We start from the raw sequence: 12,980 nt of genomic DNA, 5'->3' as shown, positions 1-12,980 counted from the left end.
CGGCCGAACCGCTGCCGGATTCGATCGAGGCGTGGGCGCGCCGCTACGTGAAGCAGATCCGCGAGGTCCAGCCCGAGGGCCCGTATCACCTGCTCGGCTGGTCGCTGGGCGGCGTCCTGGCCCACGCCATGGCGGTGCGGCTGCGGCAGGACGGCGAGGAGGTCGCGCTGCTGGCCATGCTCGACAGCCGCCTCACCTCGGCCGCGCCGGACGCACCGGCGCGGGCGGGCGCGCCGGTCCTCCCGGCGGATCTGCTGGGTGGTTTCGCCGAGGGCGCCGCCCCCGACCTCGGCGACGCCGCGACCGACCCCCACGAACTCGCCCGGGTGCTGTGCGCGTCGTCGGCGCCCCTGGCCGCGCTCGACCTCGGCCGCGTCGAGCGCATGGTCGAGGCGGCGGTGACCTCGGCCGCGCTGGACGCCGCCTACCGGCCCGCCCGCTTCGACGGCGACCTGCTGTTCTTCACCGCGGCGCGGGACGACCCGCACGGGCACGCCAACGCCGCGACCTGGGAGGCGGCCGTCACCGGCGCCGTCCGGCCGCACCCGGTCGACGCGACCCACTGGCGGATGACCGAGGACGAGGCCCTCCGGGAGATCGCGCGGGTGCTCCGCGCGCACCTGTAGGCCCCCTAGGGCCCACCGCCGGCGCGGTCGCGCGGAACACGGTGCGCGAGCGGCCGTTCGGTCAGTCCGGCTTCGCGTCGGCCAGCAGGGCGTCCACCAGTGCGCGCAGGCTGGCCCGCACCCGGTCGGTGCGGCCCGCCCTGGCCATCTGCTGGGTCAGCGAGCCGCCGATGGTCGACAGCAGCAGCGCGGCCATGGTGTCAGCGTCGAGGTCCGGGCGTGCCTCGCGGAGCAGGGCGGTCAGATGCGCCGCCCAGAAGGCGTGGAACTCCTCGCTGTCGGGGTGCGGCGGCATGGCGCTGTAGGCCGCGACCAGTTCGACGTTGTCGGTCACCAGATCGAGCATGGCGTCGACGAAGGCCGGTAGCCGCTCGGTCGCCGGGGCGCCGGGGCCCAGCGGCGGCGGGCCGTCGGCGACCGCGTCGCGCAGGGTCAGCGCGCCCTCGGCGATCAGCTCGTAGAGCAGGCCCGCCCGGCTGCCGAAATGGTGGAAGACCGTGCCCTTGCCGACCCCGGCCGCCGCGGCGACGCGCTCCATGCTCACCGCGTCCGCGCCCGATTCGGCGAGCAGGGCCGCGGTCGCCTCCAGGATCGCCGCGCGGTTGCGCGCCGCGTCGGCCCGCAGACGGGGTGTCCGGCTGGTCATCACACTCGCTCTCTCGGCACCGTTGACAAGTTGACCGGCGGTCCATATCGTCGGGGCGACGATAAGTGGACCGTCAGTCAACTTCTATTCGAGGTGGTACTCGTGCAAGCAATCGTAATGACCACGGTCGGCGCGCCGGAGGTGCTGGTGGCGCGGGAGGTCGCCCGACCGCGCGCCGGAGCGGGGCAGGTCGTCGTCCGGGCCGAGGCGGTGCCGGTGCTGTACCCGGAGACGAAGCTGCGCTCGGGCGAATTCCCCGGCGCCGAACCCGAGACGGTGTTCGGTTTCCTCGCGGCGGGCACGGTCACCGAGGTCGGCGACGGGGTGGACCCCGCCCTGCGCGGCGTGCGCGTCGTCGCCGCGACCGCGGGCGCAGGCGGCTACGCGGAATTCGTGGTCGCCGAGGCGCAGTCCGTCACCCCGATCCCCGACGGCCTCGACACCGACACCGCCGCCGCGGCCCTGATGCCCGGCTCGGTGGCGCTGACCCTCGCCGCGACCGCGGGCCTCACGGCGCCCGCGACGGTCCTGATCCAGGCCGCGGCCACCGGCGTCGGCCACGCGCTGACCCAGCTGTGCGCCCGGCGCGGCCTGCGGGTCGTGGCGACCGCGGGCGGACCGGCCAAGCGGGAGCAGGCCCGCCGGGCGGGCGCGGCGGACGTGATCGACCACGCCGACCCCGGGTGGCCCGAGCGGGTCCGCGAGGTCCTCGGCGGCGCCACCCTCGACGTGGTGTTCGACGCGATCGGCGGCGACTCGCTCTCGCCCCTGCTCGACCTGGTCACCCCGCGCACCGGCCGCGTGCTGTCCTACGGCTGGCTCTCGGGCGCGCCCGCGCGGGCCGCGGTGAGCGAATTCCTGCTGCGCGGCATCTCCTTCACCGGCTGCGCGGGCCCGGCCTGGCTGGCCGACGTCACCCGCCACCGCGCCCCCGCCCTGGCCGCGGCCGCCGAGGGCACCCTCACGCCCGTGGTCGACACGGTACTGCCGCTCGCGCAGGCCGGCCGCGCACACCGGCTGCTCGAACAGCGTGCCCCGCTGGGAGCGGTACTGCTGCGGCCGTAGCAGCCGCGGGCGTTGCGGCCGTGCGGGATTCGGGCCGCTTCCGCGCGGTAGGGTCGGGATGCCGAGCGACGCGGTACCGGTCCGGGCGTGCGGGTATACGGCCACGGTCCGGCCCGACCACGGGCACCGCCCGCAGCTGCTCAACCCGGACGGGTAGGGCGGACAAGACATCGCCCCGTGAGCCCCGGAGCGGACTCACGACTCCGGGTTCACGGCACCACGCTCGGCCCTACAGCCAGCGGAACCAGCCTTCTTTTATGTAGTGACCGGTGCCCTCGACCAGATACCAGGTGGTGTCGGCGCCCCATGAGCTTCGTCGATAACCACCGCGGCCGGTCGCGCCGAGGATGGAATCCCAGGTACCGCGTATCTGTGTGGCCGGATCCTTACTGATCGGCAGCTTCTTGCCGCCGTACCAGCTCCACTCGCTGAACTTCATCTCCCCGGAACCGACGAAGTGTTCGCACAGGGCGGCATAGCCGCTCAGCTCGCCGGTCGCGGGGCGCGCGTCGACGATCTTGTTACGCTTCTCGCGCTCGATCTCGTACCACGGCCTGCCGTCGATGTTCTCGGTCGTCGGCGGCGTCGGGACGTGATCCACCCAGAAGAATGTCCGGCCGCCGTCGCCGGAGAACAGCAGCCACTGGCCCGGCCGCGTGGTGGCCACCAGCACGGCCGTCGGCCCGGCCGTGAATCGGTAGCAGGCATACTGCCGCGACTCGCCACCCAGTTCACCGTGGGTCTCGTGGTAGCGGTCATCGAAGGTGGCGCCCAGGCTCGCCCACCGTCTCACCTGGGGGGTCGTGCTGTCACTGGAGACCAGCTGCCAGACAGTGGAATCGACGTTCAGCAGGCGCTTCAGCTTCTGGATCTCGGGCACATGAGCGATCACGTCAGGTGTCGTGATCACCTCGAGCCGAGCGGCCGGCGCGCTACCGGCGAGAGCGGTCGACAAGGTGGCGGCGGCGTTGATCGTGCGGAGGGTCTGTTGCGACAACATCTCAGATCCTTTCCTGGCAAAGGTGCGTTCGATGGTCGAGCGGCTCGCAAGGGCGGCGCTGATCGCGCACAGTCACGCGGCGGCTTCCGCATCGGGCTCGAGCTCACCCACGAGGCACGTGAACAGCGTCACGAACTCGTCGAGGGCCAGCTTGCCGTCGCCGTCGACATCGAACGGCGCGATCAGGTCCCGGGCCTGCCCGGTGGTGTAGAACTCGCCGAGCCGGGACGCGATCGCGGTCAGCTCTTCGACCGAGACGGCCTGATCACCGTCGGTGTCGAGAGCGTAGAAGGCATCCTCGACCGCGCTGTTGCCGTCCTCGACCCGCACTCGGGCGCGCACGGCGTCGAACTCCGTCAGCGAGATCAGCCCGTCGCCGTCGGTGTCACCCGCCGCGACGAATTCCGCGGCCTCGGCCTCGCCGAGGGTCAGTCCCCAGCTGGTGACCGTGCGCAGCAGATCGGCCGCCGAGATCAAGCCGTCGGAGTCACTGTCACAGGCGACGAACAGATAGTCCCCGTCCGAACGACGCCACGCCGTGCCGTCATCGGCGTCGAGGTCGGAAGCCAGCGCATCCTCTGGAATTGTCATCACATACCCCCTGCTCATCGATTCTTGATCCGATAGACAGCGTCGTGCGCGAAAATCCTTGCACACCAATAGGACAAAGGCGCCCGAATCGCCGCCGCCGGATGTCGGGAGTTCAGTCGGTGGCCGAGTGGCGCGCCGCCGCGGAGCTTCAGCCGGCGCCACACCGCTGGTGATGCTCACCGGCATCATGGTTTCTCGGCCCCCTGCGGCTCGACCGGCACCGGCGCGGTCCTTGTGGGACCGTGTACTGGTGACAGAACAGTCGGCAGTGGCCGGCTCCAGTGGGATAGAGAACAGGTTGTCGAAGCTGTGGAAGATGGCCGCGGCGGTCTTGGTCGGCCTGTATCTGGCTACCGTCGTGGAAATGGTGGCCGGCGGCGGCTGGAACGATCACACGGGATGGCGGGTGATCGGCCTGATCACTATGGCAACAGCTGGGCTGTTTCTGATCGCGACAGCCCTCGCACATGTATCGGGTGCGTCGGCACCGGCGCGAAGGCGCTGGCCGGTTCGACAAATGGTTGCGGCAGCCATCGTCTTCGCCGTGGTGCTCGGCCTGACGACCCGGTGGATCAGTGCCGATTTCATCGATCCACTCGGCCGAGCGCTCCTCTACACCACCGTGGTCGCTCCGATGCTGATGTCTCTTGTCGGCTGGGTGCCGCTGCAGCCGAATCGCCGCTGAACGCATCGCTCATCGACGCCGCGCCGCGCCCGGCCGCGGCGACCCGACTCGCGCGCCCGTGCGCGACTGGGCGCGTCCGGTTCCCGTCGGCGCGCGCCACCCCTACGCTCGCGGTCGGGTGGCTTCGCCCGCCCGGACCGGACCGTCGAGGAGGCGCGCATGAGCCGGGCGAACGTGGTGGTCAGCCGGGTGCTCGAACTCGGGCTCGTGCTGGTGGGCGCGGCGGTGCTCTGGGTAGGCGACCCGAGCGGCTGGCTGCTCGTCTGGGACGTCCTGGCCGGGGTGTACGTCGCGACCTGGGCGTTCCGCCTGCTGCGCGGACGCCACGCCGACGACCCGGCGCAGTGGCTCGACCAGATCCCCGACAGCTGGACGGCGCTGGCGGTGACGCTGCTGACCAGCGCGGTCGGGCTGGTCGCGGTGATCGCGATCGTGGCCGACCAGGTCGACGAGGACTTCGGCGTGTTCACCAAACTGGTCGCCGCCGCGGCCGCCCTGCTCGCGTGGTTCCTGCTGCACCTCGGCTACGCCGAGCAGTACGCGCGCACCTACTACCGTCGCCTGCCCACCGAGACGCTGTCGTTCCCCGACACCCCGCGCCCCAACCTGCTCGACTTCGCCTACTTCGCCTTCACCATCGGGGTCTCCTTCGCGGTCTCCGATGTGGAGACGCACACCCGCGGCGTCCGCGCCCAGGTCCTGGTGCACGCGATCATCGGCTTCTTCTACAACGCCGCCGTCATCGGTGTCGCGGTCGGCGTCGTCACCGGCGGTCACTGAGAACACTGAGAACACCGCGAAACCGGGCTGACACGACCCGCCCCGACCGGCGAGGATGGTCCGATGTCGACTCGGGAACTCCTCGTGCTCGGCACGGCAGGTGCCGTGCCGACCCGCCGCCGCAACCACAACGGGTACCTGCTGCGCTGGGACGGCCACGGAATCCTGTTCGACCCCGGGGAGGGCATCCAGCGCCAGATGTCGCTGGCGGGCGCGTCGGCGACCGAACTACGCTGGCTCTGCGTCACCCATTTCCACGGCGACCACTCCCTCGGCGTGCCGGGCATCGTGCAGCGCCTCGGCCGCGACGGCGTCCCGCACGACGTGCACGCGGTGTTCCCCGCCGCGGGCGCGCGGTACTGGGAGCGGTTGCGTTTCGCCACCAGCTACTACGATCAGCCCTCCCTCGTGGAGCACCCCGTGCACGGCGACGGCGAAACCCTGCTCGGCGACCGCTTCACCCTCACCGCGCTGCCGCTGTCCCACAGCATTCCCACCTACGGCTACCGCCTGGCCGAACCCGACGGCCGCACCTACCTGCCCGACAAGCTCCGCGCCCACGGCATCACCGGCGCCGCCGTGCGCGAGCTCTCCGGCGACCTCCTCGCCGAATGCACCGTCCCCAGGCCTGGCCAGAAGGTCGCCTTCGTCATGGACACCCGCCTGTGCGACAACGTCTTCACCCTCGCCGACGGCGTCGACATGCTCGTCATCGAGTCGACCTTCCTCGACACCGAGACCGACCAGGCCGCCGAACGCGGCCACCTCACCGCCCGCCAGGCCGGCGAGGTCGCCCGCGCCTGCGGCGTGACGACCCTGGTCCTGACCCATTTCTCGGAACGCTACCGCGAAGCCGACGACCCGCTGTTCCTGGAACAGGCGGGGTTCGAGAACGCGATCCTGGCCGGCGACCTGGACCGCATCCCGTTGCCGGCGAGACGTGACCCCCGGGTCCGCCCGGCCCGCTGACCCCGCCACGACACGGCGACAGCCCGCACGACGGCCGATCCCGTCACCTCTCACGCACCGGCGCGGCCGCCGTGCCCGCCACCCCGGTCGACCGGTCCCGGACGGGCGCCTTCACCACGAGACACGGCGCCGACAGCAACCCGACGTCGTCGGCGAGACCCGCCGCGAGCAGCGCGGCCGCGGCGAGATTCAGCACGGCCGGCTCGGCGATGTCCGAGGAGACGGCCCCGACCGCCGACCGGCGGACGAATTCCTCGGCCGCGGCGCGCGCGTCGGTGACGTGCGGGTCGGTCGCCGCGCGATCCTTCGCCCCGCCGCTGACGAACCCGCCCCGATCCGCCGTCCGGGATTCCGCGTGACCGCTCATCCGAGCCAGTGTGCCAGGCAGCGCGACCCGGCGGCGCCACCGCCGGGAAGGGCCGAGGGCCGCCCGTCGGTGAACGGGCGGCCCTCGGAATCCGATGCGGTGCGGGGCCTATCCGCGCAGTTCGGCGCCCACCGCCGAGGCGGCCGAGGCGACGGCCGCGTCGCGGGCGGCGCTGGCCTCGTCCTCGGTGAGGGTGCGGTCGGGGGCGCGGAAGCGGAGGGCGTAGGTGAGGGACTTGCGGCCCTCCCCTGCCTGGGCGCCCGCGTAGACGTCGAAGAGCGCGATGTCCTCGAGCAGGTCGCCGCCGCCGGTGCGCAGTGCCGACTCGACCTGGGCGGCGGGGACGGACTCGGCGACGGTGACCGAGACGTCCTGCAGCACGGCCGGGAACGGCGAGACCACCGGGACCGGGCGGGCCTCGGTCAGCGGCAGCGCGTCCAGGTCCAGTTCGAGGGCGCAGGTGCGCGGCGGCAGGCCGGCACGCTCGAGGACGGCCGGATGCAGCTCGCCCGCGTGGCCGACCACGGTGCCGTCGACGACGAGTTCGGCGCAGCGGCCCGGGTGCCAGGGCAGGTGGGCACCGGCGCGGCGTTCGATGGTGACACCGGCGGCGTCGGCCACCGCGTCCACCAGCGCGAAGGCGTCGGCGGCCTCGACGGCGCGGCCGGGACCCCACGGGCCGCGCGGCTCGCGCCTGCCCGACAGCACCGCGCCGACGTGCACGGGCTGGGCGGGCAGGGAGTCGTTCAGCTCGGCGATCTGCTCGTCGGTCGGGCGGCGGTCGACCGGGAGGGCGTCGACCGCGCGGGTGCCGGCACCGGGCAACACGACCTGCGCGATGCCGTAGACGGCCAGGTCGCGGGCGCCACGGGAGATGTTGCGGGCGGCCACCTCGAGCAGCCCGGGCAGCAGCGTGGTGGCCAGCTCGGGCCGGTCGGCGTCGAGCGGGTTGAGCACCGTGGTGGTGTTGCGGCGCGGGTCGTCGGCGTCCAGGCCCCAGACGTCGAACACGCCGGCGGGCAGGAACACCGGGGCAGGCACCTCGACGGCGCCCGCGAAGGCCAGCGCGCGGCTCACCGCGCGGCGGCGCTTCTGCTCGGCGGTCAGCCCGCGGCCCGCCGGGGCGCTGGGCAGCACGGACGGGATCTGTTCGAGGCCCTCGAGGCGCAGCACCTCCTCCACCAGGTCGGCGGGCTGGGCCAGGTCGGGACGCCAGCTCGGCGGGGTGACCAGCAGCTGCGGGTGGCCCTCGTCGCTGACGGCGACCTCCACGGCGGCGCCGATCTGCGACAGCCGCCGCACGGCGGTGCCCGCCGGGTAGGTGACGCCGGCGACGCGGTCGGGCAGGTCGATGTCCATGCGGATGGCCTCGGTGGCCGGGAGGGCGACACGGACGTCGGTGAGGGCGGGTTCGATGGTGCCGCCGGTGATCTCGGCGAGCAGCGTCGCGGCCCGGTCGAGCGCGGCGACGTTGATCTCCGGGTCGACCACGCGCTCGTAGCGCTTGCCCGCCTCGGAGTGCAGCTTGTGGCGGCGGGCCGTGCGGTAGACGCGCAGCGGGTTCCACGTGGCGGCCTCGAGCAGGACCTCGGTGGTGTCGTCGCCGACCTCGGTGCTCGCGCCGCCCATGACGCCGGCCAGGGAGATGACGCCGGTCTCGTCGGCGATGACCACGTCCTCACCGTCGAGCACGCGCTCGGTGTCGTCGAGGGTGCGCAGGGTCTCGCCGGTGTGGGCCGAACGGACGACCAGGCCGCCGTTGACCTTCGCGGCGTCGAACGCGTGCAGCGGCTGGCCGAGTTCGAGCATCACGTAGTTGGTGACGTCGACGGCCGGGGAGATCGGCCGCACGCCCGAGAGCATGAGCCGACGCTGCAGCCACCAGGGGCTGACCGCCTTCGGGTCGATCCCGGTCACCTTGCGCACCCCGAAACGCGTGCAGCCGGAATCGGAGTCGACGCGGACCGGCCACGCCTCGGTCTCGGCGGCGGGCAGGGTGCGCACGGCCGGATCGGCGTATTCGAGGTCGAAGCCGCAGGCCAGTTCGCGGGCGAGGCCGCGCACCGAGAAGCAGTAGCCGCGGTCGGGGGTGATGTTGAGCTCGATGATCGTGTCGTCGGTGCCGAGCAGCTCGTTGGCGTCCTCGCCGGGCTCGGCCGAACCGGGCTCGAGCACCAGGATGCCGTTGTGGTCCTTGCCGATACCGAGTTCGGCGACCGAGCAGATCATGCCGTTCGAGACGTGACCGTAGGTCTTGCGCGAGGAGATCTCGAATCCGCCGGGCAGGACACCACCGGGCAGCACGACCACGACCAGGTCGCCGACGGCGAAGTTCCGCGCGCCGCAGACGATCTCCTGCGGTTCGGGGTTGCCGACGTCGACCTTGCAGAAGCGGATCGGCTTCTTGAACTCGGTCAGCTCGGTGATCTCGAGGACCCTGCCCACCACCAGCGGCTTGTCGACGCTGCCGCCGATCGGGGTCAGGCGGTCGACCTCCTCGACCTCCAGACCGACGCGGACGAAGCCTGCGTCGAGTTCCTCGGGCGTCACCGACCAGTCGGGGGTGGTGCGCTGGATGATCTCGGTCAGCCAGGACTGCGCTACTCGCACTTGACGTTTCGCTCTCTCGACTCGAAGGTGGCGGTCAGGACCGGATGCCGAACGGCAGGGTGAAGCGCACGTCGCCCTCGACGATGTCGCGCATGTCCGGGATGCCGTTGCGGAACTGGAGCGTGCGCTCGAGGCCCATGCCGAAGGCGAATCCGCTGTAGACCTCGGGATCGATGCCGGAGGCGATGAGCACCTTCGGGTTGACCATGCCGCAGCCGCCCCACTCGACCCAGCCCGCGCCGCCCTTCTTGTCCGGGAACCAGACGTCGACCTCGGCGGAGGGTTCGGTGAAGGGGAAGTAGTTCGGGCGCATCCGCGTGCGGGTGTCGGGACCGAACAGGGCGCGGGCGAACGCGTCCAGGGTGCCGCGCAGGTGCGCCATGGTCAGGCCCTTGTCGATGGCCAGCCCCTCGACCTGGGAGAACACCGGGGTGTGGGTGGCGTCGAGCTCGTCGGTGCGGAAGGTCCGGCCCGGGCACACGACGTAGATGGGCAGCTCGCGGGTCAGCATGGAGCGCACCTGCACCGGGGAGGTGTGGGTGCGCAGGACCTGGCGCGAGCCCTCCGGGGCGATGTGGAAGGTGTCCTGCATGGTGCGGGCCGGATGGTCGGGCAGGAAGTTGAGCGCGTCGAAGTTGAAGTGCTCGGTCTCGACCTCGGGACCCTCGGCGACCTCCCAGCCCATGCCGACGAACACGTCGGCGATCTGCTCGGAGATCACGGTGATCGGGTGGCGGGCGCCCTCGGGCTGCCTGCGCGCGGGCAGGGTGACGTCGATCTTCTCCGCGACGAGCACGGCGGCGTCGCGCTCGGCGAGCAGGGCGACCCGGCGGGCCTCGAACGCCTCCGACACGCGGGTGCGGGCCACGTTGACGCGCTTGCCCGCGTCGGCCTTCTCCGCCTTGGGCAGCGCGCCCATCGCCCGCTGGGCCAGCGCGATCGGCGACTTGCCGCCGATGTACTCGGTCTTGGCCACCGCGAGGGCGTCCAGATCCGCGGCCGCCGCAAACGCCTTCTCGGCCTCTGCCGCGGCGGCGGCCAGTGCCTCTTCGCTCAGCAAGGCGCTCTGCTCGACTCCACTGTTGTCGTCGGCCACGATCTTCTCGACTCTCCCCTGGGGATCGGTTCACGGACGCGCGTCGGTGCGCGCCCGCCGGACGTGCTGTGCATAAATCCTATGGGATGGCCCGACGGCGGTTCATCCGGATTACCCCGGCGCGCCCCTCCCCCGGTCCTGGGCGTGTCGCCACAGGTCGGGCGCTGATTCCCGCGCCTGCGGGGACCACGGCGGTCAGCTGACCCCGTAGGTGGGCAGGCAACCGGTTTCCAGGTCGACGCCGAACGGCGCCGGAAGTTCGGCGGGCGCGGAAGCGGCGGGATTCGGGCCGCGGACCTATCGGTCATGGAGGTGTCGCCCCAGGTCGGGCCGTGGCGAAGCTTGCGAACCGGCCTTCGCAGATCCCACCGGGAAACAGGGAACCGTGGCGGGCGCTGGGCCGTCCAACCCTGCAACAGCTCGGACTCGCAGATCGCCTCGCCCGACGAGAAGGACGGTTCCAGATGCCCGAACAGCAGCGCCTCCCCCAACCGGAACCCACCGATCGCGTCGCCGTGCCGCCCGCGGGACCACGAGTTCGCCGGACCGCCCCCGGCGCCGGGCTGCGCCTGCTCGGGCTGCACGTGCGGGCGGGCGCGGGCCGCTCCCGGCCCCGGCACGCCGGGCACTGCCGCTCGGCGCTCGTGACACGCGGCCGTCGCGGACCCGAGGGAGGAACGCCGGGCCACGACGGGATCTCGCCGGACGAGCTCGCCTGAGCGACTTCGCCCCCGAACCGCGCCCGCCCGAACGGCGCTCGATCCGGTGGGAGGTGGCCGCGCGCGATCGCCGACGGAGCGACCTGGATGATGACCCCATGATCCGCACCGACGATCTGGCCCGGGCCGACCCGCATCCTCCGGTGGTCGACACACCGCTCGGGCAGGTCCGTTTCTCGATCTCGCTGGCCGAGGTCGACCTGGCGGTGACGCCGGACGCGGTGTGGCGCTTGGCCAACGGGTCGTACCTGTACCGGTGGCAGCATCGGCGCTCGACGATCGATCTGCTGCTGGGGCGGGTGGAGATCCCCGCCTGGGACGGCGGCGCGGCGGTCCCGATGTGGGCGGCGATCTGGCAGGTGCAGGCGGGCGAGGGGCGGCCGGGACTGGTGATCGCGGCCGAGCTCACCGACATTCCGGCGGACGCGTTCGGCGGCCCGGATCCCGGGGAGTGCCTCGCCGCCGCCAGCGCCGAGAACGACCGGTTCATGGTGGCGATCGGCGGCCCGGACGCGGAACTGCTCGCCCTCCAGGCCGAGGACGGGCGCCTGATGCCGGCCGACTGGGCCGATCTGCTGGCCGAGGGCGCCGACGGCGGCTACGCGGAATACGGTGTGCGGTACCGGGATCCGGTCGGCATCGCCTGGCATCTGCCCGGCCTCGCGCGCGAGGAGGTGGCCCGGTTGTGCGTCGCGACGGCGTGGTGCCCGCGCGACGACGACCGTCCGGCGGCCTGGTACGCGGTCGACGTGCCGCTCGACACGGCCTACCTGCAGCTCATCGCGCAGCCGACCGGTCCGACGGAGATGTTCTGATCACCCGGCCGCGCGGCGCCACACGTCGTGGTCCTCGGGGACGCGAACGTCGGCGTCCCGGTCCGCTCGCGCGCGCAGTGCCGCGTCGAGCAGCTCGACCGACTCGACCACCGCGGCCTGCGCCTCCCACAGGACATCGCCCCAGGCGGCCCCGGTGACCCAGCGGATCCGGTCGGCGTGGTGGACCACCGTGGCGCGGACCTCGCGCCCCAGTTCCGCGGCGGCCTCCAGGTCGGCGGCGCGGCGGGCCGCCGTGTCGGGCAGCGACCGCGCGAACGACACCATCGACCCGACCCACCAGTTCGCGTTCACAGCTTCACCCCTCGAGTCGGTGCACGCTCGTTCGCTCACATGCCACCATCGGTTCCGATCACCCTTGATTCACCGAGCATAGGCCGCTATCGGGCCGGAATCCAGGGCCGACGCGGGTTCGACCACCTGTGCACCGAAATCGGTGGCGGTAGCGGCGCGGGAACCGAAACGGCGCGGCGGCCGTCCAACCCTACGAGCCCTTCCCGCGTGCCGCCCCGACGACAGGACCAGACCGTGACCCACCGCCGCAGCGAACCACCGGTGCGCCGGCTCTACGTCCGGTTCCAGGCCGCCGTGCCCGACCGGCACGGCCGGTTCCCCGGCGTGTTCGCGCTGGTCGACGGCCTGTCGGCCGCGGGCCTGCTGACCGAGACCCAGGAGCGGTTCCGCCGTACCGGCAACGCCTGGTTCCGCGAGCACCTGGTGAATCCGTACGAGATCGACCGGCGCGTCTACGACCGGGACCGGCATCCCGGCGCCGCCGCCTGGTTCAAGTCCGGCGCCCTGCCGGTGCTCGACCGGGTCGGCGGGTTCCTGCGGATCCTGGACCGGCACGAGATCGCCTGGGAGCGGCTGGATACCGACGATCCCGGCACGATCCTCTACGACGACCCGCAGCAGATCGTCGCGCTGCCGCAGCGCGCGCCGGGCTGACGCGCGCGGCCCGCCCGCCGCGGCGGCGGGCGGACCGCGGCGGTC

15 protein-coding genes are annotated in these 12,980 nt (G+C 72.6%); 8 read left to right on the top strand and 7 right to left on the bottom strand.

Annotated features, from left to right (window positions below; all coding sequences use genetic code 11):
* Positions 1-626 (top strand): thioesterase domain-containing protein (locus ON36_RS09705; protein WP_043650599.1); only part of this gene is annotated, 626 nt, incomplete at its 5' end.
* Between the two features lie 61 nt (positions 627-687).
* Here ON36_RS09705 and ON36_RS09700 read toward each other — a convergent pair.
* Complete coding sequence (locus ON36_RS09700; protein ID WP_043650598.1) at positions 688-1,272, bottom strand: TetR/AcrR family transcriptional regulator; 585 nt, start codon at positions 1,270-1,272, stop codon at positions 688-690.
* 102 nt (positions 1,273-1,374) lie between these two features.
* Here ON36_RS09700 and ON36_RS09695 point away from each other — a divergent pair, with 102 nt between their 5' ends.
* Positions 1,375-2,337 (top strand): quinone oxidoreductase family protein, encoded by a 963-nt coding sequence (locus ON36_RS09695; RefSeq protein WP_043650605.1) that lies wholly within the window; start codon positions 1,375-1,377, stop codon positions 2,335-2,337.
* A 229-nt stretch (positions 2,338-2,566) separates the two neighbouring features.
* On the opposite strand, the gene ON36_RS09690 is transcribed toward ON36_RS09695, so the two are convergent.
* Both ON36_RS09690 and ON36_RS09685 read right to left on the bottom strand, forming a co-directional pair.
* Entirely contained in the window at positions 2,567-3,337 is a 771-nt protein-coding gene (locus ON36_RS09690; RefSeq protein WP_043650597.1) for a hypothetical protein, read from the bottom strand.
* A 72-nt stretch (positions 3,338-3,409) separates the two neighbouring features.
* Positions 3,410-4,108: an EF-hand domain-containing protein gene (locus tag ON36_RS09685; protein WP_169334689.1), complete on the bottom strand. Its 699-nt coding sequence runs from the start codon at positions 4,106-4,108 to the stop codon at positions 3,410-3,412.
* A gap of 70 nt (positions 4,109-4,178) precedes the next feature.
* Between ON36_RS09685 and ON36_RS34650 the strand changes: the two genes are divergently transcribed.
* From ON36_RS34650 to ON36_RS09675, 3 genes are all read left to right on the top strand, one after another.
* The gene (locus ON36_RS34650) at positions 4,179-4,613 is read left to right on the top strand and encodes a hypothetical protein (protein WP_157224829.1); all 435 of its coding nucleotides are present in this window, start codon (positions 4,179-4,181) and stop codon (positions 4,611-4,613) included.
* 159 nt (positions 4,614-4,772) lie between these two features.
* Positions 4,773-5,393 (top strand): DUF1345 domain-containing protein, encoded by a 621-nt coding sequence (locus tag ON36_RS09680; RefSeq protein WP_043650596.1) that lies wholly within the window; start codon positions 4,773-4,775, stop codon positions 5,391-5,393.
* Between the two features lie 63 nt (positions 5,394-5,456).
* The gene (locus tag ON36_RS09675; protein ID WP_043650595.1) at positions 5,457-6,362 is read left to right on the top strand and encodes a ribonuclease Z; all 906 of its coding nucleotides are present in this window, start codon (positions 5,457-5,459) and stop codon (positions 6,360-6,362) included.
* Positions 6,363-6,405: 43 nt separating this feature from the next.
* Here the strand turns inward: ON36_RS09675 and ON36_RS09670 are convergent, their stop codons facing one another.
* From ON36_RS09670 to pheS, 3 genes are all read right to left on the bottom strand, one after another.
* On the bottom strand, positions 6,406-6,729 hold the full coding sequence (locus ON36_RS09670; RefSeq protein WP_043650592.1) for a hypothetical protein: 324 nt from the start codon (positions 6,727-6,729) through the stop codon (positions 6,406-6,408).
* Positions 6,730-6,837: 108 nt separating this feature from the next.
* Positions 6,838-9,339, bottom strand: a complete 2,502-nt coding sequence (gene pheT, locus ON36_RS09665; protein ID WP_043650590.1) for a phenylalanine--tRNA ligase subunit beta — start codon at positions 9,337-9,339, stop codon at positions 6,838-6,840.
* A 34-nt stretch (positions 9,340-9,373) separates the two neighbouring features.
* Positions 9,374-10,435, bottom strand: coding sequence for a phenylalanine--tRNA ligase subunit alpha (pheS, locus tag ON36_RS09660; protein WP_043650589.1), 1,062 nt, complete (start codon positions 10,433-10,435; stop codon positions 9,374-9,376).
* A 464-nt stretch (positions 10,436-10,899) separates the two neighbouring features.
* Here pheS and ON36_RS34645 point away from each other — a divergent pair, with 464 nt between their 5' ends.
* Both ON36_RS34645 and ON36_RS34175 read left to right on the top strand, forming a co-directional pair.
* On the top strand, positions 10,900-11,154 hold the full coding sequence (locus ON36_RS34645; RefSeq protein ID WP_157224828.1) for a hypothetical protein: 255 nt from the start codon (positions 10,900-10,902) through the stop codon (positions 11,152-11,154).
* A gap of 98 nt (positions 11,155-11,252) precedes the next feature.
* Positions 11,253-11,969 (top strand): hypothetical protein, encoded by a 717-nt coding sequence (locus ON36_RS34175; protein ID WP_043650588.1) that lies wholly within the window; start codon positions 11,253-11,255, stop codon positions 11,967-11,969.
* Here ON36_RS34175 and ON36_RS09650 read toward each other — a convergent pair whose 3' ends face one another.
* Positions 11,970-12,281, bottom strand: coding sequence for a hypothetical protein (locus tag ON36_RS09650; RefSeq protein WP_043650586.1), 312 nt, complete (start codon positions 12,279-12,281; stop codon positions 11,970-11,972).
* 234 nt (positions 12,282-12,515) lie between these two features.
* Between ON36_RS09650 and ON36_RS09645 the strand changes: the two genes are divergently transcribed.
* On the top strand, positions 12,516-12,935 hold the full coding sequence (locus ON36_RS09645; RefSeq protein ID WP_218001183.1) for a hypothetical protein: 420 nt from the start codon (positions 12,516-12,518) through the stop codon (positions 12,933-12,935).
* Positions 12,936-12,980 lie beyond the last annotated feature (45 nt).

Origin of the sequence: Nocardia thailandica NBRC 100428 (assembly GCF_000308795.1) — a bacterium.
GTDB classification, from domain to species: domain Bacteria; phylum Actinomycetota; class Actinomycetes; order Mycobacteriales; family Mycobacteriaceae; genus Nocardia; species Nocardia thailandica.
The sequence above is the reverse complement of the archived record's forward strand: the minus strand, read 5'-3'. Positions and strand labels throughout refer to the sequence as shown.